Origin of the sequence: uncultured Vagococcus sp. (genome assembly GCF_963518325.1) — a bacterium.
Lineage (GTDB): Bacteria > Bacillota > Bacilli > Lactobacillales > Vagococcaceae > Vagococcus_D.
Window position 1 is genome coordinate 19,879 of record NZ_CAUQJB010000030.1, and the last position, 24,739, is coordinate 44,617.

A 24,739-nucleotide genomic window follows, 5' to 3' on the forward strand; every position below is an offset into this window, starting at 1 on the left:
AGTTAAATGAAAAAAGTTGGAAAAGTATTGTTGATTGTAGCAGGAAGTTTAATTGGGTTAATCGTTCTATTTTTTGGAAGTGTTTATGTAGTGAATTGTATCAGTGAGGCTAGAGAAAGTAAAAAAATAGAACCCTATGGCAAGCTGATGGAGGTCGGAGAGAAAAAAATGAATGTGGAAATAACTGGAACTGGGTCTGAGACGGTTGTTCTGTTACCTGGATTTCTAACTGGATCACCTGTTATTGATTTTACGCAATTAACAACAGAATTAGCTAAAAAGTATCAAGTTGTTGTCATTGAACCTTTTGGTTATGGACTAAGTGAGTCAACCGAAAAAGAACGTACTCTAGAAGCAATTAGTACCGAAATTCATCAAGTGTTAGGCAAGTTGAAAATCAATCGCTATACGCTAATGGGGCATTCTATTTCTGGTATTTACACGTTGGACTACATCAATCGCTACCCTGATGAAGTCACCGCTTTTGTCGGCATTGACAGTAGTGTGCCAAATCAACCTGGTGGGGAAGATAACCAAGGTGATAGTCTCAAGCTTTTAGGGGATTCAGGTCTGTATCGCTTGTTGACCAAAGTAACACCTGAGATGATTGCTTATCCGGAGGTTGATGCCCATTTAAAAGAACAATTCCGCATGATTTCACTAAAAAATATGGGTAATTCAAGTAATGTGAGTGAGTCAAAAAATATGAAGGCTAATTTTGAAGCAGCTAAACGATTAAGTTATCCAACTGATTTTCCTGTTCTCTTTATCTTGGCTAAAGCCAGTGAAAATGATACGGTAGGATGGATTAGTTTACATGAAGAGATGTTGTCTGGCTTGACGGAGGGCAAGATGGTGGTACTAGAAGGCGAACACTATTTACATCATACCAAGTCGCCAGAAATTGCTAAATTGTATGAGGAGTTTATGACAAGTCAATCCACAGACGAATTGGAATAGAAATAAAAAAACAGGTGCCGAGTACGAGGCTGCTGAAAAACTCATAAAATAACAAAATAAAAAAATAGGAAAATTCAGTTCCAAAAATAGATTTAAATAGGCGTTCCCAGTGGAGATGAACCTTCACATTTTATTAGTATTTACTATACTAGTGGGGAAAAATAAAAAGTCCGAATTTTCTGTTAAGAAAATTCGGACTTTTTCAGCATCCTCGCCGAGTACACCTGTTTTTTTATTTCTATAGATTAGTGTCCGCCGAGAATAAAGAGTTGAATGAAGAATAGGACGGCGAATAAATAAATTAATGGGTGAACCTCTTTTGATTCTTTTTTGATGAATTTAGTAATTGGATAGGTCATAAAACCAAGAGCTAAACCAGTTGCGATGCTGCTAGTTAATGGCATCGCAATAATCACTAAAAAGGCGGGAAAGGCTTCTGAGAAGTCGTCCCAGTTGATATTGGCTGCTTCACCAATCATCATACTACCAACGATGATTAGGGCAGGAGAGGTGATCGCTGGCACGCTGGCAAGGACACTGACGATTGGGTAAAAGAAACTTGAAAGAAAGAACAGAAAGGCAACGACAACAGCTGTTAAACCAGTTCTACCGCCAACTGCCACACCTGTTCCTGATTCGATATAAGCGGTAGTTGGGCTTGTGCCGAAAATCGAACCAACAGTTGTCCCAAGCGCATCTGCGAAGAGTGCTTGTTTGGCACGTGGTAAATTACCGTCTTTCATCAAGCCGGCTCGTTTGGCTACGCCGATCATTGTGCCGGTAGTATCAAAAATCGTAATCAGTAAAAAAGACAAGACAGCACCATATAAGCTGTGATTGACGATGTCTTTAAATGGCTTGATTGGATTAGTTATCATCAGTTGATTTCCTAGTCTAGGCAAGCTAATAAAGCCGTCAAAGGTGACTTGACCTGTAGCAAAAGCCACAATGGCGATAATTACCATGCTGACGAAAATGGCTCCTGGGACATTTAATAATAAAAGTATGACTGTTAGCATTAATCCAAATAAAGTTAATAAGACAGTTGGACTGTGTAAATCGCCTAATTTTACTAAGTTGATAGGATCAGCGATGATCACACTTGATAGGCGTAGGCCAACAAAGGCGATGAACAAGCCAATACCAGCAGAGATGGCTGATTTCAGCGATTCTGGAATTGACAGAATGAGTTTTTCTCGAAAGCTAGTTAAAGATAGCAAGAGAAAAATAATCCCAGCAATAAAAACAGAGGAGAATGCGGTTTTGTAATCGACACCTGTAGCGACGACAGAAACAAAATAAGCATTTAAACCAAGACCAGGTGCGATGGCAATTGGGTAATTAGCCACTAGTCCCATCCAACCTGAGGCGATGACTGCTGAAATAATCGTCGCCATAAATACTTGATTAGCGGGGATACCGGCAGCTGTTAAAATAGCAGGGTTAACAATGATGATATAAGACATGGTTAAGAAAGTAGTGAAGCCAGCAGCTATTTCCGTCTTAACAGTGGTTCCTTGTTCAGTTAATTTAAAAAATCGATCCATAAAAATCTCCTTTTCCAAAATATTATGGCAATAAGAAACATGATACCTCTGATATCCTATCAAAGAATTGACCTATTAGCAATTAAAAGTCGTTTTGACTGGTATTTAAATAATTCGCTGTTTTTTTCTTGACCTTGCACCGTGGTTCAATGTTAACTTAGGAGTATGAGGTGAGAAAATGTATACAATCAAAGAATTTGCCAAGCGCTTAAAAGTGAAAGTTTCAACCATTCGCTATTATGAGCGAGCGGGTTTGTTAAGACCAAAACGTGGGGAAAATGATTATCGACTTTATAGTAGTGATGACTTGGAACGAGCCCGCTATATCTTAGTCATGAAGTATGCCGCTTTTTCAATTGAAGAAATAAAACAGATGTTGGAGATGATGGTGTTGCCTACGACGCCAGACTGTGAAGCAAGATCTGAACAGTTATTGACAGCAAAAGAAAGAGAACTTGAACACAAGATTGCTCGCTATCAGGAAGTTCTGTCGTTGCTGACGCGAATTAAACCTTTAGCCATTGAGGCGAATTATGAAGAAGTGGAACCGGAAATAGCCGCTACAATCAATGATATTTATCAAAAAATTAATGAGGAGCAAAAGTAAAATGAAAACGACAATTGTTTATGCCCACCCTTGGTCAGGTAGTTTTAATCAGAGCATACTGAGTAAATTGGTAATGAGATACCCTGAAGCAAGTGTCATTGATCTATATGGCGACCAGTTTAATCCGGTAATGAGCGTTGAGGAGCTGGCTTTGTTTTCAAAGGGAGAGAGTCTCGATCCATTAATTAAAGATTACCAACTACTGCTGCAACAGACTAATCGGTTAATCGTTGTTTTTCCGATTTGGTGGTATGGGATGCCAGCTATATTAAAAGGTTTTTTTGATAAAGTGATGCTAAAGGAGTTTGCTTATAAGGAAGGGAAGGCAGGTGTCCTAGTGGGTCAGCTGAGTCAAGTGAAAGAAACTTACATTGTGACTACTTCTCAATCTCCTACTTGGTATATTAAATATTTTGGTGGCAATCCAATTGCTAAAACATTGATTAAGCGAGTCTTAAAGGATATTGGGCTAAAAAAAGTAAAATGGATAAATGAAGGAACCATTGCCACTAGCCCTAAGGAAAAGAAAAACGCCTTTTTAGATCGTTTGGCAAAAATTTAATAAAAGATTAAAACGTGAACGAACAATTGAATCCATTCACTGACCTATGTTAACCTAAGTCTCAGAGGTGGTCAAATGAAAAAGAGGTTGCTAAATTGGGGATCCGTAAGTTGGATTCTTTTGGGTGTAGTTTTGATTGGTAGTTATGGTCGCAACAAGTGGATGGCTCACGAGCTCCTAGGGGTGTGGACTTACCAAACGGTAGAAGTCAATAATGGCAAATTAATTACCTTGAGCCCAATTAAAATGGAGCTTGAGTTAAACACAAGCGGTGACTACATAATCAACAAGCAAAAGGAATCCGATTATCGATTTAGACAGCGGGTTGGTCGTTTGTACTTGCAACTATATCATAATGGCAGTCTTGAAGCTCCTCTAATTAGTACGGAATATTTGGTTCGCAAACACGGTGACGTCTATACGTTGACGAATAATGAAATGGTCTTAGAAGGAAATCCTGTGGCTACAGGTAGTCGGTTAACAAAAAAACAGCCGATTCCTTGATGGGATCGGCTGTTTCTTTTAGTTCGAGGAATTAACCTGTAATTTCAATCTGATTATTTTCTGGATCAAGGACACAACTTTCGTAATAGCCATCGCCAGTTGTTCGAGGCCCACTAATAACTTGAAAGCCATCTTCTTTTAAGCGTTGTGTCAATTCGTCGACGGCGTCTTTACTACCTGTCGAGAAAGCCAAATGAGTTAAGCCTGTTCGGTAAAGCGGCTTGTCTAATTCCACTTTTTCAGGACGAGTCATTAATTCTAATCGACTGTCTCCTTTAAAGCTCAAAAAATAGGTTTCTAATCCGGTTTTGGGATTATGGTATTTGTCGTTAGGAACGGCATCGAAATACGTTTGATAGAATGTTTTCATTTGTTCCAAATTGTTAACATAGATAGCACTGTGTTCAAGTTTCATCTTACATTCCTCCAGATTAAGTTAGTTAATAGTCACTGACATCAAACTGCCTGTCCCGGTAATAGTAGTCTCGATCAGCCTCTGTCACAGCACGAATGATTCGGCAAGGATTTCCAGCTGCTATCACATTATCGGGAAGATCTTTTGTGACGACACTGCCGGAGCCGATGACCACATTGTTGCCAATGTTAATGCCAGGATTAATGACAACATCTCCGCCGACCCAAACATTATTTCCTATGGTGATGGCAATGCCGTATTCATAACCAGAATTACGAGAGTCTGGGTGAACTGGATGACCGGCTGTGTAGAGAGACACATTTGGGGCAAACATGACGTTTTCACCGATGGTAATTTTTCCGACATCTAACATCACACAATTAAAATTAGCAAAAAAATGATTGCCAACTTCAATATTAGACCCGTAATCACAGCGAAAAGGTGGTTCAATGGTGATTTCTTGACCGGTTTTTCCGATAATTTTCTTGATGAGAGCCGTTAGTTCCGTAGGATTCCCAGGTTCCATCGTATTATAACGATGGGTCAGTTTTCGTGAACTTAAGCGTTCTTCACTTAACCCATCTAGCCAAGCTTTATAGGGCAGTCCTGCTAACATGCGTTCTTTTTGATTCAACGTCTAACCTCCAATTAATAATGTAATGACTTCATGGCTATTATACCACGGTAATTACTAACTGACCTGGTGTATCTTAATGAACTGAAATGGATAATCTTGTTTTTGAAATCTTCTTGTCATTAAACTGTAATTGCGTAATAGTAGAGAATGTGTTATACTAATTGAGTATTAAAAATAGGTATAAGTATTTACGCAATTGATTTTTAGGAAATTTATTCAAACTGGCGCAATTTAAGGATTGCAAGGATTTAATAGATGGTAGGGATTAAGTCGTTTAAATGAGAAACAATATCGCAGTAACAAACAAATAGTTTTATCGGAACAAAAACCTTATGAATATTTATTTTTAGTTAGAAAGCCGCTCATTAATTTGAGCGGCTTTCGTCAATTTTAGGGGTAAAAAGCTCTCGCTACATTTTGTAGTGAGAGCTTTTCTTTATTGATAAATAGCTTTAATAGGGTCCATTCGTGCCGCATTAAAGGCGGGAATGACACCAAATACGAGGCCGATTGCAATTGAGACGCCGGCTGAAATCAAGGTCATTTTCAAACTGAGTATCGCTTCAATCCCAGCAACCATAGAGACTAGCTGGGCGATTCCCCAACCAAGTAAAATACCTAAAATGCCGCCAAGCAGTGTAATAAAAGCAGCTTCCAATAGAAACTGAATCATGATATTGAGCGGTTTGGCGCCAATTGCCCGACGGATACCGATTTCACGTTTTCGCTCAGAAACAGAAACATACATAATATTCATAACGCCAATTCCGCCGACTAAAAGAGAAATCGCGGTAATGAATACTAGGCCAATAATGACTTGTTGAATCATATCCTCAATTTGTTTGCGGATGGATTCGCTCGTTCGATCCTCTTGAAAGGAGCCATCAAGTTCTGGATGGTACTCGATTAAACGCTCGTTGGCCTCAGCAATTAACGCATTCCGATCAACATCGGCACCTATTTTTAATTTAATCGCGTTAATAGGTTTATTTTTAGCAAGTTGATTATAAGCTTTTTTGGGTATGACATTGTAGAAAACGGAATTGTCATTGATCATTTCGTCTTCACCAATTTCTTTTTTGACACCAATTACTAAAAATTTTTCACCATCAACATCAATAGCGTGACCTAAAATATCTTTTGGTCTTGTCATTCCCAAGGCGTATTTTAGGGTGTCATAAGTCAAAATAATCGTATTTTGATTCATATCCTCTTCAAGAAAGTCACGACCGTAAGCAACTAAATTGTCACCACTGTTTGACATGACTTCGCCACCGGATTCGGTATCAAAGTAAGAAAGATTAGCTGAAATCGTTTCAAGTGAGCCAAAGCCATAGCCATAATCGGCTGAAATTGAGTCAATGTGTTTCAACTCTCGTAATCTTTTTAAGTCATCTCGGCTAAAAGCAAAGGTATCGTAAGGATTGGAATTAGATTCTTCGCCTTCAACATTTGTCTTGTAAATTAAGCGTACGACATTTGAGTTGGTTGAGTCCAACATTTTTAAACTGCTACGTTTCATCCCTTCACCGATAGCAGAAACTGTCACAACGGCTGCAATCCCAATGATGATGCCTACCATGGTTAGAAAAACACGAAGTTTATGGGCTCGTAGGCTTAGTAAGGTACTTAGTAAAAGATTTTTAAGCATGTTTGTAGGCCTCCTCATCTAAGAATAGACCGTCTTTCATGTAAATTACTCGTGAGGCATACTGTGTCATATCACTGTCATGAGTGACCATGACAATTGTTTTTCCTTCTTTATTTAATTCGGTTAAGATAGCCATAATATCAGCACTAGTTTCACTGTCCAGTGCACCCGTTGGCTCATCGGCCATAATCAAAAGGGGTTCGTTGACAAGCGCTCGGGCAATTGCCACTCGTTGTTGTTGTCCGCCAGAAAGTTCAGTGGTTTTTGATTTTTCTTTTGTATCAAGTCCCACCATGTCCAAGTATTTTTTTGCAACTTCTTGTCGCTCACGATCCTTTCGTTTTCCTTCATAGACCATTGGTAGTTCGATGTTTTGGCGAACATTTAAAGACTGGATTAAAAAGAATTGCTGAAAAATAAAACCTAGGTATTTATTTCGCAAATCAGATTTTTGGTTTTCGCTTAATTTGGACACGTCTTGATCATCGAATAAGTATTCGCCATCGGAAATCGTATCTAAAAAACCAAAAATATTCATTAAAGTTGTTTTTCCGCTACCGGATTTTCCCATTATCATTAAAAACTCACCACGTTCAATGGTTAAATCTAAATTTTTTAGAACATGGAGTTGATCTTTACCAACTGGATAATACTTATTGATGTTTTTCATGACAATTAGGGGAGAATTTTTTTGTGAGTTGTCATCCATCATTATTCCATCCCTTCAGCTGGTTGATCAGCGCCTTCTTCAACCTGTAGCACATCTCCGTCTTTTAGTTTTTTATTTGAACTTACAATAATTCGATCCATCGCTTCGAGACCATTTGAGACTTCTACATCATCACCGGTGGCTTCTTTAGAAGTGACAACTGTAATATTTTTCTTTAAGACAGTGCCAAAGTCATCTACTAGGACATAAGCCTGCTCTTTATCATACTGAACAGCGGCTTTAGGAATCACCATCTTTTTATCATCTAAATTAATCGCTGCTTGAACGTGAAAGCCATTTTTGATGCCTTCCGTTGTTTCTAGAGATAGTTTAACCGTATAGTTGCTTAAACTACTGCCACCGTTACTTCCGCCATCGGAAGTTGTGGTAGTATTAGGGACTTCAGATATGTAGGTGATTTTACCTTTCATATTTTTTTTGTTTGAAATCGTTTGAACATCGGCTTGCTGATCAACTTTTATTTTGTCTACGTCTTTTTCATTAACAGTTCCAACAACATAAAAGTCTTCGGATGTTAAATTCATAATTGCGCTATCTCGGTTTTTATCTTGAGGAATTGAAATTTTTCCTTTGAAAGGGGCTGTAACTTTATTTACTTGGCGTTCTAACACGTCGTTTAACTGTTGCTCCATCTGCGCTAACCGGACATCAAATCCGTTAATATCGTATTTTAGAGCGATGCTTTCCCGATTAGCTGCTGTATCACCACCGGAAGCTTCGCCATCTTCCCCAGGTTGGCTAGCGCCGTTTTTTAATTGCTGTAATTCTAGTTCTAATTGTCTGGCAGCTTTATAACGGTCTGCTTGTGTACTTTGAATATTCCCTTGAATATCAGCGATTTCTTTATCACTGTTCGGGTCGATATACTGATAAAGTAAAGTGCCTTCTTCAACAAGTGCACCGTTTTCAACTTGTAAATCACCTAATTTCCCTAAAGAGGCATCCTTTACGAACTCCTGAGAACGAACGGGTGTCACAGACCCATTAATAAAAACCTGCTCTGCTCCTTCTAAATTGAAATAGTTAATCTCTGGTTCAGCAGTCGCTTCTTTAGGGTTGCTTCCCTTTGGTGAAAATAACATAAAACCGCCAATTAATAAGACCGCAGCACCAGTAACTCCAACAATAATTTTAGTTCTTTTTTTCACATTTACTCCTCTTTTCTAATAAAAATACCTACATTTTAATTATATTGGGAATAAGTGAGGAATAAAACAGGACTTTAGCCCTATTTTTTTAGAATATGTACTGTAAAAAGTTATTCTTTTGTTGGTAAATCCAAATGGATGTCTCGGCTAATTATGATAGGAAAAATTGTCAGGAAAATGGAATTACTGTCAAGTTACTGAAATTAGTACCTGTCTTTTCCAAAAGTATTGAAGCGGTGGTCTAAATTATGTTAAAAAAGATGTAGTGATAAAAAAGGGGAACAGGTAGTCATATGACAAAGGTGATAACGAGATTAATAGTAAGTAAGGAGATGTTATAACGATGAGAGAAAAGATTCAACGATTTGGAGGAGCCATGTTTACGCCAGTGTTATTGTTTTCCTTTTCTGGGATTATTTTAGCGTTGACGCTTGTTTTTAAGAACCCGGTTATCATGGGTGGATTGGCCGATGAATCGACTGTTTGGTTTAAAGTTTGGGATATTATTGGTGAAGGGATGTGGACTGTTTTTAGGCAAATTGAATTATTATTTGTCATTGCATTACCGATGGGGTTAGTAAAAAAATCTGCGCCCAGAGTTAGTATGGAATCTTTTGTCATTTATATGTCATTCAATTATTTTATGGGGGCAATACTCAATCATTTTGGTGCATTTTTTGGTGTTGATTATTCACTTGAACCAGTCACTGGTTCTGGGCTAAAATTAATTGGAGGCATCAAAACCTTAGATACAGGAATACTAGGTGCGATTGTCGTTGCCTTGATTGTTGTAAGTGTCCACGATCATTATATCGATAAGAAGGTTCCAGATTATCTTGCAATGTTTAATGGATCATCTTTGGTTGTTTTAGTAGGAATGAGCTATGCTTTGCTTGCAGCTTTAGCTTTTTGTTTTATTTGGCCATTATTTCAACAAGGTATGGATGTTTTTCAACAGTTTTTTGTTAATAGTGGAGCTGTGGGGATATGGGTTTATTCTTTATTTGAGCGACTGTTGTTACCGACAGGGTTACACCATTTACTGACGCAACCATTTAGTTATGGGCCAGTAGTGGTCGACCAAGGAATTACGACGTATTGGTTAGATCATTTAGTTGAATTTAGTCAATCGACAAAGCCATTGGCAACCTTATTTCCAGGTGGTGGGTTCAAATTGTATGGACATAATAAAATTTTTGGTGCACCAGGTGTAGCTGCTGCCATTTATTTTACAGCAAAACCAGAAAAAAGAAAAAAAATTGCTGCCTTAGTTATTCCTGCAGCGTTAACAGCTATTGTAGCTGGGATAACTGAACCCTTGGAGTTCACTTTCTTATTTATATCGCCAGCGCTTTACGGGATTTATGCCATATTATGCGCAACATTGGCGACTGCTCAATATATGATTGGTTTAAGAGGGGATTTTACGAGTGGGATTATCACTTGGCTCGCCAAAAATTGGATTCCACTTTGGAAAAATCATTATCCATTGTATTTAAAGCAAATTACCTTGGGATTAATCTTTACGTTAGTGTTCTTTTTAGTATTCAGATACTTGATTTTAAAGTTCGATATTCTAACGCCAGGTCGTGAAGATGAGAATGCCCTTTCAAAACTTTACACTAAAAAAGATTACAAGGCTAAAAAAGCGAATGAAAATAAATTTAGCCACTTAGCTGAACAGTTTTTAGTTGGATTAGGTGGTAAAGAAAATATTGAGAGTGTGACGAATTGCGCCACACGATTGAGGGTAAAAGTGGTAGATGTTAGTCGGGTTCTTGAGTCGGAGTATTTCAAAGCAAATGGTGCTTTGGGAGTTGTTAGAAAAAATCTCAATTTTCAAATTATTATTGGACCGAGTGTGCCGCAGGTTAAGGACGAATTTGAAAAGCTTATTTAACAGATAAAATAATGAAACTAATAGACTAACTGAAGGTTTGTCATAATAATAAAGGAGGTAACGATGTTATCAGTCAAAGTTGATACGCATACTCATACTATTGCATCAATTCATGCTTACAGCACCTTGTTGGAGAATATTAATCAAGGTAAAAAAGTGGGGCTTGAAGGTCTTGCCGTTACTGATCATGGTCCAGCTTTAAAAGAAACATTCCCAAGCAGTTATTTTGGTAATCTTAGAAAAAGCATTCCAAATCGAATTGAAGGATTACGTATAATTAAAGGTGTTGAAGCTAATATTATTGATTTTGAAGGGAATTTGGATCTTTCAGTGTCTCTCTTTAAGAAATTGGATTTAGTTATTGCCTCTTGTCATGAGAGCGTCTTAAAGCCTGGAACTATTGCAGACCATAATCAGCTATGGAGAAAAGTGTCTCAAAATCCTTGGGTAGACATCATCGGACATCCGGGAAACGGTAATTACTTATTTGATTTTGAGCGGATATTACCGTTGTTTAAAGAAAAGAAAAAATTGGTGGAAATAAATAGTAGTTCTTTTCTTAATAGAAAGGGTGCTCAAAAAAATTGTCGTGAGATTGCCAAATTGTGTCAGTTATTTGAGATACCAATTGTGGTAAGCTCTGATGCTCATTTTGCATCGGCAATTGGTGACTTTAGTGAGGCACTAAAGATGTTGGAAGAAATTGGCTTTCCTCAGCGATTAATTGCCAATCGAGGACTGGCTACATTAATGGAAAAATTACCGAAAATGAGTGATTAAAAGGAAGAAGTGAAATATACTCTCAATCAAAGTTAGCTTGACGCTGATAGTTGAGATAAAATTTGACAATCGTATCAAGAAGCAATGTTAAAGTAGTATACGATGTGTAATTATTTTTAGGATTTGGATCGATAATTTTGCTAGATTGAATATAAAGATTATCACTAGCTAAACTTGCAAGTGGATTACTTTTAAACTCGGTAATTGAAATAACTTTTACATCTTTTGAGATCATTTCACTAATATCTTTTTCAATATTAGGAACATGACCGCTCATGGATACAATTATGATAACATCTCCTTTTTTTTGATGTTGAGCATTTAGGTGAACTTCTTTGCTGGTCGGCAAAGAAATAATAAACTTATTGCAGTGAATCATTCCGCGACGGAAATCTTCGAGGATTGTTCGTTGACCGTAGCCAGACCCATAAGTATAGATGGAGTTTGCTTCATGTAGGACGTGAGGCAAGTTATTAAAAAAAATGGAATTCATTAATCGAAAAGTCTCGGCTATGTCTTCTTGAATCGTTTCGATGGTCGCCATTTCACTGTTGACGGGGTAAGAACTCTCGTGTTTGAGTTGGTATTTTAATTCGCTGAAGCCTCTGTAACCCAGTTTTTTTGACAGACGCATAATAAATGAATTCGATACAGCGCATCGTTTGCTGAGATCTGTAATGCTGAGGTTAGAGCAAAGATGTTTATTATTTTTCATGAAACTAAGAACAACGAATTCATTTTGATTTAGGGTGAGATAGTTCTGATTGATTGCTTCTTCGAGTAGCATCACAGAGTCTCCTTTCTATCCAACTTGATGATGGAATTTTTTTAAAATTTTTTAAGTGGGGAGTCAGACATGAAATTATTGGCAACAGATTTTGATGGGACATTGTTTATTGATAATGAAATACCTACTGAAACCTTATTACAAATTAAAAATTGGCAACTAGCTGGAAATGTTTTTGGTATCATCACTGGCAGAGACGAGATAATGATTGTTGATAAGTTAAAGGATTATGATTTAGATATTGATTTTTTTATTGGCAATAATGGTGCAGTTGTCGATGGGAGATTAGATAATCCAATACATATGGAAGATATTCTTGAGCTGTTAACAGAAAAGCTGACTTTTCAATCTGAACATATATTACTGTTTAAAGAAAAAGAGCATCTCGTGTTACTCAACAAAAAATCTTCAAAGTTCTATTACAGAGAGTATGATCAATTAAAAAAAATCACAAGGAAACAACTTGAATCAATTACGTCAGTAACGCAATTATCTTTTCAATTTACCACAAATTATGAGGCTAGGTTGTGTGGTAAGCAAATAAATCAGTTGGAAGGAAGGCGTTTACAAGCTTTTCAAAATAATAACTGTGTCGATATAGTTTCCAGAGGGACTAATAAAGCGGTCGGACTTTCTAGATACATGTCGAGCCAGAATTGTGAATTCGAAGAGGTTGTGGTTATTGGCGATGGCGAAAATGATAAAGAGTTAATCAAAACTTTTAATGGTTATAGTTTGCCCCATGCCTCCCCAAGTGTTAGACAGTTAGCCAATGGAATTGTCGGGTCAGTTGGGGAGCTAATAAGCTCACTAATGAGATAGTTAAAAACGGTTGGCTCTTGTTTTAAAGCTAAGTCGTTATGTAGGGTTAGACCTTTCTCCTGCGGGCGAAATCAACAAATTTAAACTTATCCAGTCGATGACGAGATTCTGTCACTTCGAAGGCACGAGTATCTTCCAAAGAGACAACACTGCGAACGACGATGACATGGGTATCTTCGGGATTTAAATCCATATAGGTTTTGTCTTCTTCGGTGATTTCCTCAGCAGTGATTTCTTTTTGAGCGTAGCCAATGGTTAATTCAAGGTCATTTTCAAAGTAATCATAAATTGAGACAGCTGCCCGCTCAGCTGGTAATTTGGGAATGATTTCCATCAATAAGTAATCTTTATCTAAAATCACGATTTCACCATCAATTCGACGTTGACGAAGAAGGCGCCAAATAGGCTCGCCTTGCTTCCAGTTGGTTAAATGAGCCAAGTGTGGCGTGACGATGTCTCGTTCTAGCTCAGCAACGATGGTCTGACTAGCGATTCGCTGAGAATCCTGTAGTTCTTTATAGCTGGTTAAACCGGATATTGGGAAATCAAACCGTTCAAAGTTTAAGACGATGGAGCCTTTACCTTGTTGCTTTTGAATATATCCAGCATTGATTAGTAATCCAAGAGCTTTTCGAATGGTTTCCCTAGAGACACCATATATCTCCATTAATTGTTTTTCACTTGGGAGCATGGTACCAGAAGGGTAGTATTTATTAATGATTTTCTCTTCTAAGTCTAAAAAGATATCATGAAATTTATTCATTTAAAACCCTCCTTAAATGTTTAGTTAATCAAAAATTGAATTACTTAAGGTTGTGGCCCATGTGTTTTTAGGCGACCTTACCATTCATCATCATATCACAATTTAACCCAGTAACCAAGACCTTTTCGAGAACAATCGATGAGGGAAAAGTCATTTTATTTGAAGAAAAAGCCAAGAGGTTAATCTTGGCTTTTTCGTTTATTTTTGAAGTGATTAATCAGTTGCCCCAACTAAATCATGCTTAGTGACAGAGCCTGTTTTGGTTAAATTAAATGAGTGATTCTCCAAGTTAGTGAAGACCACAATAATATCAGTTCCTTTACCTAATGAGATAACTTTTTCCCTGTCCATTTTTGCTAAAGGAGTGCCGGCAGCAACGGTTTGACCATCTGCTACTAAAATCTCAAATGGCTCACCCTTAAGTTCAACGGTGTCAAGTCCCATATGGACTAGAACTTCTAATCCATTCTCCATCAGTAATCCTATGGCGTGTTTTGTTGGGAAAATTGAAGTCACTTTACCAACTACAGGGGAGACAATGTCATTTGCGGTCGGTTGGACGGCAAAACCGTCTCCTAACATTTTTTTAGAAAAAACCTGATCATTGACCTCTGTGATAGGTATTAATTGGCCATCTGCTGGTGCGTATAAATCTAAATCAGCTGTTATACTTGGAGCAGTCGGCATACTTGTTTCAAAATTAGAAGAGACACTGCCGTCAGCACCTGCAAAGGCAAGATCTTCACCTACTCGATCGATTTTGTTTAAAATATTTTTATTTCTGAATACAATGGTTAAGAAAAATGGAACGACGATGGCAATTAACATAGCAATTGCAAACGGACCGTAGCCAATCTTAATGGATAAAATCCCCGGCAAGCCACCGACACCGATACTAGCAGCACGAACACCCATTAATGTTGAGAAGAGACCCGCTAAACTGGAACCGATCATGCCTGCTACAAAAGGATAAAGATACTTCAAGTTTATCCCAAACATGGCGGGTTCCGTCACACCTAAATAACAGGAAATCGCTGCTGGTATAGAGACTTGTTCTTCTTTCTCATTGCCTCGGTGTAAATAAACGATGGCCATAACAGCTGAACCTTGGGCGATGTTTGACAAGGCAATCATTGGCCATAAATTAGTGCTACCAAAGTCGGCTACTAATTGTAAATCAATGGCATTGGTCATATGATGCAACCCAGTGATTACTAATGGGGCATAGAAGAAACCAAATGCTGCGGCAAACAACCAGTTGAAGGCACTGGCTAATCCAGTGTTAACGACAGTCGAGATAAAGCTACCGATTTTCCAACCGATTGGGCCTAAAACGGTATGAGCTAATAGAACCGTTGGGACTAAAGCGAAAAGTGGGACAAAAATCATCGAAATCGCTTGTGGAATGTGCTTTCTGAAAAATAGTTCTAAATAACAGAGTAAGAATCCGGCTAACATGGCTGGAATAACTTGGGCTTGGTAACCAATCATGTTAACTTGGGCAAAACCAAAATCCCAAACTGGAATGTCAGCAGCAGCAGTCGATGCTACCGAGTAAGCGTTTAATAATTGCGGAGATACCAAGGTAATCCCTAGGACGATACCCAGAATTTGTGTCGTGCCCATTTTTTTGGCGATACTCCAAGTAATACCAACAGGTAAGAATTGAAAGATAGCTTCTCCTATTAACCAGAGAAAACTATTGGTACCTGCCCAAAATTGTGAGACTTGGACGATTGTTTGGCCGTCTAAAAAGCCGAATTGAATGCCTTCTAAAATATTGCGAAACCCTAAAATCAGCCCCCCAACAACCAAAGCAGGAATCAGTGGGGAGAAGATTTCTGCAAAAACGCCAATAATTCGTTGCAGCATGGTTTGATTTTGCTTGGCATTTTGTTTAGCGGCATCTTTCGAGACACCTTCCACTCCTGAAATTTTGACAAACTCATTGTAAAATGTTTGAACATCGTTACCGATAATGACTTGGAACTGACCAGCTTGGGTAAACATCCCTTTAACTACCGGGATATCTTCGATTGCTGATTCGTCTGCTTTTACTGGATCGTTTAACACGAATCGCATGCGAGTCGCACAATGTGAGACAGCAGCAATATTTTCTTTGCCACCAATATCCTTTAATAACTGTGCGGCATCATTTTTGTAATCTGCCATTATAAATCCTCCTTTTAAACTCTCTTTTCTTTTTGCAACAAACAGGTATCATGTATAGACAAGTTCTTGTATATACATGATACCTTTTTTTGGTAAATCTTGCAAGCGTTTTTAACTGTAAAATTTTTTTTTTTATTGTCATTAAAGTTTATCTTCTTATAAAAGCACCAACTTTTTTTGTTTGTATAAAATCGACAGACTTAGAGAGGAAATGAGAAAAAAAGGATTTTTATGTTTGCAAAAAGACGATTAGTTGTTTATACTGAAATCAAACAAACATGTATATACAAGATTCTTTGTAATAACTAAAAGGAGAACAGGGATGAATTATATTGCTATCAGATTCGAAGAGTGCCTAGTAAGGTTAGTTTCAAATAAAGGGCTGCAACTGGCTGTGGCTCAATTAGACGTCAATTTGGAAAATTGGTGTCATGAGGTAATGAGTTTAGCTGAGAAAATAAAGAGCTTAGATTGGAAATTTAATGGGATAGCGATTGATTTATCCAAAGAAACTCTAACTGATCTGGAAAAAACGGCGATGCAATCCTTAAGCGAAGGCACGAATCAACCGATTGTTTTAGCTAGTGATTTAGCTCTAGCGGCAAACAGCCAGGACTACTTTGAAAAAATTGAAGAGGAACAGACTTGGACTTTGGATTATTACGGGTATACTCCAGGAAAAAGTGAGTATTCGGTTGAGTCACTATTAACGACAGGTAATGGTTTTATTGGTTTGCGTGGGACCTTACCTGAAATGGAGGTGTCTGAAGCTCATTATCCGGGGACGTATTTAGCTGGATTATACAATGGTGCGCCATCAGTAATTGAAGGTCGAACCGTGATTAATGAAGATTTTGTTAATAGCCCAAACTTACAGTATTTATCAATTAAAATTGAAAATCAACCAGTCTTAGAGATCAATGAACAAACGATTCGTTCTTTACATCGCCATCTTGATTTGAGAACAGGGGTATTTACATCTGAAGCTGTACTTGACAGTCATGATCGTCAAGTAAAAATCATCTCTAAGCGTGTGGTTAATATGTTGGATAAGCACCACTACAGTATTAGCTATGAAGTGACTCCTTTGAATTTCAGTGGGGAAATCACTTTGATTTCTAAAAGTGACGGCACTGCTATTAACTTTAATACTGAACGCTATCGCAGCTTGACCAGTGACCATTTAGATTTGATTCATATGAGTGCTGGTGATACTAAGACGACAGTGGCTGTTTCAACTAAGCAGTCTAAAATTCAAGTGATTCAACATTCAGAACTGTTTGGTCAGCTGACTGAAAGTGGCGTTAAGAACGAGATAAAAGACAGTGAAATTATTCAAACAATCGTGATAGAGGCTGAAGAAGGAACGTCTTATGGCGTTGAAAAAAGTGTTACGATTGCTTACTTCTTTCCTGAGGAGTCAGTTAATGGCTTGGCGTACATTGACTCACCAGTAGTCGCCAAGCCCTTTGAAAACAATCGGACTGAAAGTCTTGAGGCTTGGAAGGGCTTGTGGGAAAAGGCGGATATTAGCGTAACTGGAGACCTAATGTCTCAAAAAATGATTCGTTTGCATACGTATCATTTACTGGTGTCAGGTTCGCCGATTGCCAATCAGACCTTAGATGTCTCGATTACCGCTCGTGGTTTACATGGGGAAGCTTATCGTGGTCATATTTTCTGGGATGAAATTTTTATTTTACCTTTTTATCAATTACATTTCCCTGATATGGCGAAACAACTGATAATGTATCGCTACAATCGTTTGGCAGCAGCTAAAGAAAATGCCAAAGAAGCTGGCTACTCTGGTGCCATGTTCCCTTGGCAATCGGGATTAGATGGGACAGAACAAACCCAAGAAGTCCATTTGAATCCTTTAAACGGTCAGTGGGGGGAAGATTACAGTCGATTGCAGCGCCACGTTTCCTTGGCGATTGCATACAATGTTTGGAACTATTGGCACAATACGGGAGATCGTCAGTTCATTCGCCAGTATGGAGCTGAAATGTTGTTGGAAATTGCTGAGTTTTGGCGCAGTAAAGCGGTCTGGAATGATGCTTTAAATCGTTATTCGATTCCCAATGTAATGGGGCCAGATGAGTTTCATGAAGCTTATCCAGATAGCCATGAAGGTGGCATAAGAGACAATGCCTATACCAATATGATGGTAGTTTGGTTGTTTGAAGAAATTGCGACTTTGGTAACGGAATTAACGGTGACAGAATTTAGCGAGTTACAACTTAAAACAGATATCACAACAGAAAAAATTGCTGAAATGCAAGATATCCGTCAAAAGTTGTATTTAGAAATTAACGATGAGGGAATCATCGCTCAGTATGCAGGTTATTTTAAGCTGAAAGAAGTGGACTGGGATTATTACCGCGAAAAATATGGCAATATTTATCGTATGGATCGTATATTAAAAGCAGACGGTAAATCGGCTGATGACTATAAGGTAGCGAAACAAGCTGATACCTTGATGACATTTTACAATTTATCTAAGGATAAAGTGGATGAAATTATTGCTGACTTGAACTACCAACTACCGGCTGATTACTTGGAAAAAAATCTGGATTATTATTTACAGCGGACATCTCACGGTTCGACATTGTCGCGAATTGTTCACGCTCAATTAGCTGAAATGGTTGGTAAACGAGAGTTGTCTTGGAAGTTGTATCAGGAGGCATTGCGCTCTGATTATCAGGATATTCAAGGCGGAACAACGGCGGAAGGGATTCACACAGGTGTTATGGCTGCCACTTTAATGGTCACCTTGCAAACATATGGCGGTGTCGATAGTCGTGGCGAGTTGCTGAACTTTAAGCCAGACTTACCGAATAATTGGCAAGGGTTAAGGTTTAGTTTGACGCGTTTTGGGGTTGTTTATCAGGTTTATTTGACACCATCTTCTATTGAGGTGAGTGCCAGTGACGATGTAACAGTTATTATTGGCAACACCACTCATAATTTGACTAAAAATCAACCGACCAAGGTAACTTATGTAGAGGAGAGAACTAAATGAAAAAAGGGTTTATTTTTGATTTAGACGGGGTCATTACCGACACCGCTAGGTATCATTACCTGGCGTGGAAAGAACTGGCAAGGGGGCTTGAGATAGAAATTGACGAGACTTTTAATGAGACATTAAAAGGCATTGATCGCATGTCTTCCCTTGAGCGTATTTTGACTTTTGGTGGCAAGGAAACGGCGTTTACGGAGGCACAAAAAGAAGCTTTGGCAGTTAAAAAGAATAAGCAATACGTGGAGCTATTGACAGACTTGTCGCCAGCAGACTTATTACCCGGGATTGCTGATTTTTTAGCAGAAGCGAAGAAACAGGACGTTCCTTGTGCAATTGCTTCTGCCTCCAAAAATGCCCCAATGATTTTAGAAAAATTAGGCGTTGCAGATTATTTTAAGGCAATTGTCGATCCAGCAACATTGAGAATGGGTAAACCAGATCCTGAAATTTTCCTAAAAGCAGCGGCTGCCATTGGGATAAAACCATCAGAAGCGATTGGCTTTGAAGATGCACAAGCTGGGGTTGAAGCTCTTAACCTAGCTGGCATTATGGCCGTGGGAATTGTCAGTGACAGTGATTTAACAGAGACTACATTAAATGTTAATGATTTGCGTGAAACATCAGTCGCAGCTTTACTTGCATACTAAGACTATCAAAGTAACCAATTATAACTATCTAAGTGAACCTATTGTTTTAGGGAAGTACTTTGGTAGTTTTTTGCTTTTTCAAGAGGCTATAATGGCTTAGATAAGGCGCTAACTTTCTTTAAGCTTTTTATATTGTAAGCGGATGCTAATATGATAAGATAGAGTTAAATTAGTTGTTTAAGAAAGAAGGTTCTTCAATGACATATAGAATCATGTTAGCTTGTGCGGGAGGCATGTCCACTAGTTTATTGGCCAGTAGTATGCGAAAAGCCGCCGAAGAGATGGGGATTGATATAACGGTGGCAGCTATGCCTGTCGGAAATGTAGCCTCAGTTAGAAAGGATATCGATATTTTGCTAATCGGGCCACAAGTCCGTTACCAGTTGCCTCAAGTGGAAAAAATCTATCAGCAATTTCCTGTAACGGTCCAAGTGATTGATTCATTGGATTACGGTCGGATGCTTGGTGGAAAGGTTCTCGGTAATGCGCTGACAGTTTATCAGCGGGAACACGGTCTTAATTAATCATTTAAAGGATAATCTAGAGGAGCTTAATAAATCGTTAAAAAGTTAAAGACTTTCTTAAGGTTATAAAACTAGAGCTTTAGCCCGAGGTTAATTTAGGTGAGATAGCTTATTCTAAGAATATAAAGTGAACGAGTGTGCATGTGTACGCTAAAAGGGGAATCTGCTATGACTAAAAAACATCATTATTCAGGATTGAGTTATACTGAAGTTGAAACGCGCAAAGGACGTGGTGAAAGCAATGAAGCTTTGCCGCCAATGACCCGAAGTTTGAAACAAATATTTTTGGAAAACAGCTTAACGCTATTTAACTTTATTAATATTGTCATTGCAGGATTTGTTATTTATACTGGCAGTTATAAAAACTTACTTTTTCTTGGTGTAATTATCGTTAATACGACTGTTGGGATTTTTCAAGAACTTCGTGCAAAAAAAAATGTCGATGAGTTGGCGTTATTAAACCAAGCCAGAGCGACAGTTATTAGAAACAGCCAGCAAGAGGAAATTTTACAAGAGGATATTGTTAAAAATGATCTACTGACGATTAAGCGAGGGCAGCAAATTGTGGTTGATGGAGTCGTGATTGAAACTAGCGGCATCGAGTGCGATGAATCCCAATTAACTGGTGAAGCTGATCCTGTTATGAAATCAGTAGGAGACACGGTTTATTCGGGAAGTTTTGTGGTCAGCGGCAATGCCGTGATTGAAGCGACCAAGGTTGGAAAGGAGAGCTACAGCTCTAAATTGGCACTTGAAGCAAAAGGTGAAAAGAGTATATACAGCGAACTAGTTCAAACGATGAAACGGATTATTCGTATTTTGACTTTTGGGATTATTCCAGTCGGTGCGTTGTTATTTTTATCTAGTATGCTAGGAGATATGACTGTTAATCAAGCTATACTGGGTTCGACTGCCGCAATGATTGGCATGATTCCAGAAGGGCTAGTCTTATTGACAACGGTCGCGTTGGCCGTAGGGGTTATTCGTCTGACTCAGAAAAAAGTTTTGGTTAAAACCATGGGGTCAATTGAAACCTTGGCTCGGGTGAATATATTATGTTTGGATAAGACTGGAACTTTAACCAGTGGTGAATTGAAGATTTTAAAAACAGATGTCACTGGTAATCTCACGGCAACTGAATTTGCGGAAATGGTGGGTCATGTGGCTCATGATTTGAATGAGGATAATGCTACAGGGCTGGCATTAATGAAAGAATTTCCTTCGACAGATAATATCTGGCCAATGGCTAAAACAATCCCTTTTTCCTCAGCTCGTAAGTGGAGTGCAGTTGAGTATCAACAAAAAGGCAGTGTGGTCATTGGGGCGCCGGAATACTTATTTGATTCTTTTACAGCGGAATTAACTGAGCAAATGCATCTGGCCACAACTGAGGGATTAAGGGTTCTTGCGATAGCCACAAGTCAGGAGTCAATTGTGGAACAAGATTTGCCACAATCGTTGAGATTGGAAGGGCTCGTTTTCTTGGAAGATGAAATACGTGAAGAAGCACCTCAGACACTTAAGTATTTTATGGAACAAGATGTTGAAATTTGCATTATTTCAGGGGATCATCCCCAAACAGTGGCGCACATTGCCAAGCGAGCTGGAGTCAAAAACAGCGACAGGATGATTGACATGAGTAAGGTGTCAGAGTCAATTAACTATCAAACATTGGTAAAAGAAAATCGGGTTTTTGGTCGGGTCAGTCCTGAGCAAAAACGATCGCTAGTAGAGGCTTTGCAGGCTAACGGAATGACGGTTGGGATGACGGGAGACGGTGTTAATGATATTTTAGCCCTAAAGAAAGCCGATTGTAGTATTGTCATGGCTAATGGGAGTGATGCGACAAAGGGGATTGCAGATTTCGTACTATTGGATTCTAATTTTGATTCGATGGTAGGAGTCGTTTTAGAAGGGCGGAAAGTTGTTAATAACATTCAGCGAGTAGCATCACTCTATTTGACCAAAACCATTTACTCTATTTTATTAGCTGCTTTGTTTATTTTTATCACGTCTCCATACCCATTTCAACCAATCCAGCTAAGCCCTATTAGTACATTGACTGTAGGGATTCCCTCGTTTTTCCTAGCTCTGCGACCAAATGTGGCACCAATCAAGGGACGCTTTTTTCAAAATGTTCTTGAACCAGCTTTAGCTAGTGGTCTGAGTGTGGTTATTTTCGCAATGGGCATTCTGTTTTTTGGGAAACAGTTTGGTTGGACTTACGAAGAGACATCAACTATCACCGTCTGGATGACAGGTATGGTTTGTTTTGTGGCATTGTATTACGTGTCACAACCGAGTAATTGGAAAATACTGACGATGATTAGCGCATTATTCAGTTTGTTCTTGATCCTATTTATCTTTTTTGGTCGGATTTTCTCACTAGTAAATTTATTCCAGTGGCATTTGGTTATGGTTTATGGGCCGATGATGCTAGGCGTAATACCACTTTTTTATGGGTTGAAATACATTGCCCACCGACTGCTGGGAAATCATCATCACACCAATTGAAAAAGGACCGTCGCAAAATTAGGACTTCGCTTTTGCGACAGTCCTTTATTTTTATATCAAAAAATTAATCTCGCGTAAAAGATGCGGCAATGAATAACATGATTGCTAAATAGAATGGGTTATACTTTTAGTTAAATGAGTTTGTCCATAAGTGTAGATATCAGGAAAGAAGGTTATCCTACAATTTCAATTTTTTGTGAATGGGGTAAATGTCTAAGGACCAAAGGGCAACTATCCACTTCTGCATGTTTGATAAAACGTCAAAAAGAATTAGCAAGTGCTACTATTTCGCCGAATTGCCCCAGTTGTTCCCACTTGGGATATACGAAACTCACAGTATAGGTTAGTTTAAAAAAAGATCACACCACGTTATTCAAGCTTTCTTAAGTTCTTACTCAACACTATGATAAGGTAGCTGAAATTGCTTTCTCTTTTTCTGAGTTACACGAGTAATACCTGATATGCTCTAAAAAGGTTACGGTCACATTGCTCTTTTTTTAAACTACATTATTTAGTATAATTATGTTGAGAAGACTGATGAAAGGAGTTGACTTTATGTTACGAATTTGCTTATCTCTTTAGGGGACGAAAGCTAAACTAGTGATTTCTTAATGACACCTACCTTTGGATTGTGGTCAACCGCAATACAGTGGCTTAGACAAATTAACAAAATAAGCCGTGGTTCGGATAAAAAAATGAAACAGGTTTTTTTGAAGCTGGAAAAGGAAGTAATCGTTTATCAGAAATAGACGGTGAATCGGTCAATCTTTTGAAAAAGCCTAGGGCGCAAAGCAATTGTCGAGAGATATTTGCTTTTGTGAAGAAGAAACGGAACCCTTTGCCTTTGTTTGAATGTTAAGCAAAGGACGAGGTAAATGAGAGCAAAAGAAAATCATCACTTTATTTGTGAAAATTGTGGCTACGATGTTCAGCCCGTTTCTAACGGGAGTTATCGGAATCACTGTCCGGTTTGTTTGTATTCCAAACATTTGGACGTAGTACCTGGAGACCGGGCGTCAACTTGCCAGGGATTAATGGCACCAGTTGATTATCGTTATTCTGGTAAAAAAGGTTACCAGCTCTGTCATCGATGCCAGAGTTGCCAGCAAGAACAGTGGAATAAGATTGCCCAAGATACTTTTCAAGAAGATCAATTCATTGAATTTATCAGGGGTAGGTAAGCAAGTAAAGTAGGTGGGTACTCAAGTGCCGACTTACTTTACTTCTTTTTGCTTGGGCAATCACTAGAATTTCCTCCGTAGTAGTGCTAAACTAGTAGGGTAGATGGATTATGACAAGTACGTGAGATGTAATAGATTGTGTTGGGAAAGGAGGGAGCCAGTGAGTTTATTAGAAATTATCGAACGACTATTAATTGCTGTCGCTATGTCTGGTGCCATCGGTTTTGACCGTGAATTTAAGAATCGACCAGCAGGTATTCGAACTCATATTTTAGTATGTGTTGGTGCGACTGTTGTAGCTTTAATGCAAGATCAGATTTCCATTGACGCGTTGAATATTGCTACAAATCAGCCTGAACTAGCTGGAGTGGTTCGTTCCGATCAAGCTCGGTTAATTGCTCAAGTTATCAGTGGCATTGGATTTTTAGGTGCAGGGACTATTATTGTGACCAAGCGTTCTGTTATGGGGCTGACCACTGCTGCCTCTTTATGGACGGTGGCTTGTTTGGGAATTGCAACAGGTATGGGCTACTATGAAATTGCTGTTGCTGGTTTTATTACCATCCAGCTGACACTGTCATTGTTGAAAAAAGTTATTATTATGCCCTCGATGAAAAAATTAGAAGTTAAGTATGTTCATCGAGTTGAAACGAAGGAGTTTATTACTGATTATTTTGCAGAAAACAATGTTGAGGTTAAAGATGTTAACTTTGACGTGGACATTGTGGATGAAAGGCGAATTTACACCAATTTGTATACTATTGAGTTGCCTCGTGGGAAAAATTTTGCCGATTTAATCGAGGATTTATCCATTCATGAAAATGTTATGAAGATTCGTTTAGTGGATGTTTAGCAATAGCTTAAGT

General features: G+C 38.5%; 22 protein-coding genes. 13 read left to right on the forward strand and 9 right to left on the reverse strand.

The features are described from left to right. Positions 1–6: 6 nt before the first annotated feature. The gene (locus tag RWN13_RS18670; RefSeq protein WP_314066756.1) at positions 7–960 is read left to right on the forward strand and encodes an alpha/beta hydrolase; all 954 of its coding nucleotides are present in this window, start codon (positions 7–9) and stop codon (positions 958–960) included. Positions 961–1,205: 245 nt separating this feature from the next. On the opposite strand, the gene RWN13_RS18675 is transcribed toward RWN13_RS18670, so the two are convergent. After that, entirely contained in the window at positions 1,206–2,507 is a 1,302-nt protein-coding gene (locus RWN13_RS18675) for an NCS2 family permease (protein WP_314066758.1), read from the reverse strand. Between the two features lie 178 nt (positions 2,508–2,685). Here RWN13_RS18675 and RWN13_RS18680 point away from each other — a divergent pair, with 178 nt between their 5' ends. The 3 genes from RWN13_RS18680 to RWN13_RS18690 all read left to right on the forward strand — a co-directional run bounded on the left by RWN13_RS18680 (position 2,686) and on the right by RWN13_RS18690 (position 4,180). Beyond that, positions 2,686–3,114 (forward strand): MerR family transcriptional regulator, encoded by a 429-nt coding sequence (locus RWN13_RS18680; protein WP_314066760.1) that lies wholly within the window; start codon positions 2,686–2,688, stop codon positions 3,112–3,114. Position 3,115: 1 nt separating this feature from the next. Then, the gene (locus RWN13_RS18685) at positions 3,116–3,676 is read left to right on the forward strand and encodes an NAD(P)H-dependent oxidoreductase (RefSeq protein WP_314066762.1); all 561 of its coding nucleotides are present in this window, start codon (positions 3,116–3,118) and stop codon (positions 3,674–3,676) included. 75 nt (positions 3,677–3,751) lie between these two features. After that, positions 3,752–4,180, forward strand: a complete 429-nt coding sequence (locus tag RWN13_RS18690; protein ID WP_314066764.1) for a hypothetical protein — start codon at positions 3,752–3,754, stop codon at positions 4,178–4,180. A gap of 31 nt (positions 4,181–4,211) precedes the next feature. Here the strand turns inward: RWN13_RS18690 and RWN13_RS18695 are convergent, their stop codons facing one another. The 5 genes from RWN13_RS18695 to RWN13_RS18715 all read right to left on the reverse strand — a co-directional run bounded on the left by RWN13_RS18695 (position 4,212) and on the right by RWN13_RS18715 (position 8,761). Next, complete coding sequence (locus tag RWN13_RS18695) at positions 4,212–4,595, reverse strand: VOC family protein (protein WP_314066767.1); 384 nt, start codon at positions 4,593–4,595, stop codon at positions 4,212–4,214. Between the two features lie 25 nt (positions 4,596–4,620). Continuing rightward, positions 4,621–5,229 (reverse strand): sugar O-acetyltransferase, encoded by a 609-nt coding sequence (locus RWN13_RS18700; protein WP_314066770.1) that lies wholly within the window; start codon positions 5,227–5,229, stop codon positions 4,621–4,623. A 439-nt stretch (positions 5,230–5,668) separates the two neighbouring features. Then, positions 5,669–6,883: an FtsX-like permease family protein gene (locus RWN13_RS18705; RefSeq protein ID WP_314066773.1), complete on the reverse strand. Its 1,215-nt coding sequence runs from the start codon at positions 6,881–6,883 to the stop codon at positions 5,669–5,671. Continuing rightward, positions 6,876–7,592: an ABC transporter ATP-binding protein gene (locus tag RWN13_RS18710; protein WP_314066842.1), complete on the reverse strand. Its 717-nt coding sequence runs from the start codon at positions 7,590–7,592 to the stop codon at positions 6,876–6,878. Before RWN13_RS18710 ends, RWN13_RS18705 begins: the two co-directional genes overlap by 8 nt. Positions 7,593–7,594: 2 nt before the next feature. Then, entirely contained in the window at positions 7,595–8,761 is a 1,167-nt protein-coding gene (locus tag RWN13_RS18715) for an efflux RND transporter periplasmic adaptor subunit (RefSeq protein ID WP_314066776.1), read from the reverse strand. Between the two features lie 343 nt (positions 8,762–9,104). Here RWN13_RS18715 and RWN13_RS18720 point away from each other — a divergent pair, with 343 nt between their 5' ends. Then, positions 9,105–10,661 carry an alpha-glucoside-specific PTS transporter subunit IIBC gene (locus tag RWN13_RS18720; RefSeq protein WP_314066778.1) on the forward strand — a complete coding sequence of 519 codons (1,557 nt, stop codon included), beginning with the start codon at positions 9,105–9,107 and terminating at the stop codon, positions 10,659–10,661. A 63-nt stretch (positions 10,662–10,724) separates the two neighbouring features. Then, positions 10,725–11,441, forward strand: coding sequence for a phosphatase (locus RWN13_RS18725; protein WP_314066780.1), 717 nt, complete (start codon positions 10,725–10,727; stop codon positions 11,439–11,441). Positions 11,442–11,463: 22 nt separating this feature from the next. Here the strand turns inward: RWN13_RS18725 and RWN13_RS18730 are convergent, their stop codons facing one another. Continuing rightward, positions 11,464–12,228, reverse strand: coding sequence for a MurR/RpiR family transcriptional regulator (locus RWN13_RS18730; RefSeq protein WP_314066782.1), 765 nt, complete (start codon positions 12,226–12,228; stop codon positions 11,464–11,466). Positions 12,229–12,297: 69 nt separating this feature from the next. On the opposite strand from RWN13_RS18730, the gene RWN13_RS18735 reads away from it, so the two are divergent. Further along, the gene (locus tag RWN13_RS18735; protein ID WP_314066785.1) at positions 12,298–13,050 is read left to right on the forward strand and encodes an HAD family hydrolase; all 753 of its coding nucleotides are present in this window, start codon (positions 12,298–12,300) and stop codon (positions 13,048–13,050) included. 46 nt (positions 13,051–13,096) lie between these two features. Here RWN13_RS18735 and treR read toward each other — a convergent pair whose 3' ends face one another. Continuing rightward, entirely contained in the window at positions 13,097–13,813 is a 717-nt protein-coding gene (treR, locus tag RWN13_RS18740; RefSeq protein WP_314066788.1) for a trehalose operon repressor, read from the reverse strand. Between the two features lie 213 nt (positions 13,814–14,026). Further along, entirely contained in the window at positions 14,027–15,985 is a 1,959-nt protein-coding gene (gene treP, locus RWN13_RS18745; RefSeq protein WP_314066791.1) for a PTS system trehalose-specific EIIBC component, read from the reverse strand. 322 nt (positions 15,986–16,307) lie between these two features. Between treP and RWN13_RS18750 the strand changes: the two genes are divergently transcribed. From RWN13_RS18750 to RWN13_RS18775, 6 genes are all read left to right on the forward strand, one after another. Then, on the forward strand, positions 16,308–19,007 hold the full coding sequence (locus tag RWN13_RS18750) for a glycosyl hydrolase family 65 protein (protein WP_314066793.1): 2,700 nt from the start codon (positions 16,308–16,310) through the stop codon (positions 19,005–19,007). After that, complete coding sequence (pgmB, locus tag RWN13_RS18755; protein ID WP_314066795.1) at positions 19,004–19,654, forward strand: beta-phosphoglucomutase; 651 nt, start codon at positions 19,004–19,006, stop codon at positions 19,652–19,654. The genes RWN13_RS18750 and pgmB overlap by 4 nt, the downstream gene beginning before the upstream one ends. Before the next feature lie 197 nt (positions 19,655–19,851). Continuing rightward, a complete protein-coding gene (locus tag RWN13_RS18760; RefSeq protein WP_314066797.1) occupies positions 19,852–20,178 on the forward strand; it encodes a PTS sugar transporter subunit IIB in 327 nt (108 codons plus the stop codon). 168 nt (positions 20,179–20,346) lie between these two features. Continuing rightward, positions 20,347–22,692 (forward strand): HAD-IC family P-type ATPase, encoded by a 2,346-nt coding sequence (locus tag RWN13_RS18765; protein ID WP_314066798.1) that lies wholly within the window; start codon positions 20,347–20,349, stop codon positions 22,690–22,692. Between the two features lie 875 nt (positions 22,693–23,567). Then, positions 23,568–23,873 (forward strand): RNHCP domain-containing protein, encoded by a 306-nt coding sequence (locus RWN13_RS18770; RefSeq protein ID WP_314066801.1) that lies wholly within the window; start codon positions 23,568–23,570, stop codon positions 23,871–23,873. 103 nt (positions 23,874–23,976) lie between these two features. Continuing rightward, positions 23,977–24,726 carry an MgtC/SapB family protein gene (locus RWN13_RS18775; RefSeq protein WP_314066803.1) on the forward strand — a complete coding sequence of 250 codons (750 nt, stop codon included), beginning with the start codon at positions 23,977–23,979 and terminating at the stop codon, positions 24,724–24,726. The last annotated feature ends 13 nt before the right edge of the window (positions 24,727–24,739 follow it).

Excerpts from the sequence above, each read along its gene's own strand:
- RWN13_RS18670 (WP_314066756.1), top strand. The coding sequence starts at position 7 with ATGAAAAAAGTTGGAAAAGTATTGTTGATTGTAGCAGGAAGTTTAATT.
- RWN13_RS18675 (WP_314066758.1), bottom strand. The coding sequence starts at position 2,507 with ATGGATCGATTTTTTAAATTAACTGAACAAGGAACCACTGTTAAGACG.
- RWN13_RS18680 (WP_314066760.1), top strand. The coding sequence starts at position 2,686 with ATGTATACAATCAAAGAATTTGCCAAGCGCTTAAAAGTGAAAGTTTCA.
- RWN13_RS18685 (WP_314066762.1), top strand. The coding sequence starts at position 3,116 with ATGAAAACGACAATTGTTTATGCCCACCCTTGGTCAGGTAGTTTTAAT.
- RWN13_RS18690 (WP_314066764.1), top strand. The coding sequence starts at position 3,752 with ATGAAAAAGAGGTTGCTAAATTGGGGATCCGTAAGTTGGATTCTTTTG.
- RWN13_RS18695 (WP_314066767.1), bottom strand. The coding sequence starts at position 4,595 with ATGAAACTTGAACACAGTGCTATCTATGTTAACAATTTGGAACAAATG.
- RWN13_RS18705 (WP_314066773.1), bottom strand. The coding sequence starts at position 6,883 with ATGCTTAAAAATCTTTTACTAAGTACCTTACTAAGCCTACGAGCCCAT.
- RWN13_RS18710 (WP_314066842.1), bottom strand. The coding sequence starts at position 7,592 with ATGGATGACAACTCACAAAAAAATTCTCCCCTAATTGTCATGAAAAAC.
- RWN13_RS18720 (WP_314066778.1), top strand. The coding sequence starts at position 9,105 with ATGAGAGAAAAGATTCAACGATTTGGAGGAGCCATGTTTACGCCAGTG.
- RWN13_RS18725 (WP_314066780.1), top strand. The coding sequence starts at position 10,725 with ATGTTATCAGTCAAAGTTGATACGCATACTCATACTATTGCATCAATT.
- RWN13_RS18730 (WP_314066782.1), bottom strand. The coding sequence starts at position 12,228 with ATGCTACTCGAAGAAGCAATCAATCAGAACTATCTCACCCTAAATCAA.
- RWN13_RS18735 (WP_314066785.1), top strand. The coding sequence starts at position 12,298 with ATGAAATTATTGGCAACAGATTTTGATGGGACATTGTTTATTGATAAT.
- treR (WP_314066788.1), bottom strand. The coding sequence starts at position 13,813 with ATGAATAAATTTCATGATATCTTTTTAGACTTAGAAGAGAAAATCATT.
- treP (WP_314066791.1), bottom strand. The coding sequence starts at position 15,985 with ATGGCAGATTACAAAAATGATGCCGCACAGTTATTAAAGGATATTGGT.
- RWN13_RS18750 (WP_314066793.1), top strand. The coding sequence starts at position 16,308 with ATGAATTATATTGCTATCAGATTCGAAGAGTGCCTAGTAAGGTTAGTT.
- pgmB (WP_314066795.1), top strand. The coding sequence starts at position 19,004 with ATGAAAAAAGGGTTTATTTTTGATTTAGACGGGGTCATTACCGACACC.
- RWN13_RS18760 (WP_314066797.1), top strand. The coding sequence starts at position 19,852 with ATGACATATAGAATCATGTTAGCTTGTGCGGGAGGCATGTCCACTAGT.
- RWN13_RS18765 (WP_314066798.1), top strand. The coding sequence starts at position 20,347 with ATGACTAAAAAACATCATTATTCAGGATTGAGTTATACTGAAGTTGAA.
- RWN13_RS18770 (WP_314066801.1), top strand. The coding sequence starts at position 23,568 with ATGAGAGCAAAAGAAAATCATCACTTTATTTGTGAAAATTGTGGCTAC.
- RWN13_RS18775 (WP_314066803.1), top strand. The coding sequence starts at position 23,977 with ATGGATTATGACAAGTACGTGAGATGTAATAGATTGTGTTGGGAAAGG.